Source organism: Phaeobacter sp. B1627, assembly GCF_006265095.1.
Taxonomy (GTDB): domain Bacteria; phylum Pseudomonadota; class Alphaproteobacteria; order Rhodobacterales; family Rhodobacteraceae; genus Epibacterium.
In genome coordinates this window covers 1-321 of sequence record NZ_VCNK01000132.1, presented here as the reverse complement: position 1 = coordinate 321, position 321 = coordinate 1, and the positions used below count along the sequence as shown (strand labels likewise).

Here is a 321-nt window from a genome sequence, read left to right as displayed (position 1 = left end):
TCCGCAACCGATTTGTTGCGGATCGCGGCTGTGCTCAGGATGCCATCAGAGAACTCGATTTCTTCAATCGTATTGTCATCGTGCTCGGCAAAGTGATCGCGTACTGTCACCCGCTCGCCGTTTGAGAAGGTGACAACCAGATCTTCGCCACCAGTCGAAGCAAACGACACGTCCGCTGCGCTGATCCCGTTCAGAACAAGCCGGTCCACAACACCCGCATCATTGTCCCAATCAACAATCAGGTCGTTCCCGTCGCCAAGGCTGTACTGATAAACATCACCACCCTCGCCGCCGTTCAAAACATCATTACCAGCAAGGCCT

Annotated in this window: 1 protein-coding gene; it reads right to left on the bottom strand. The window is 54.2% G+C overall.

Translation table 11 applies throughout. The features are described 5' to 3' along the window. A partial coding sequence (locus FGE21_RS19970) for a calcium-binding protein (protein WP_305037104.1) occupies window positions 1-321 on the bottom strand: 321 nt, incomplete at both ends.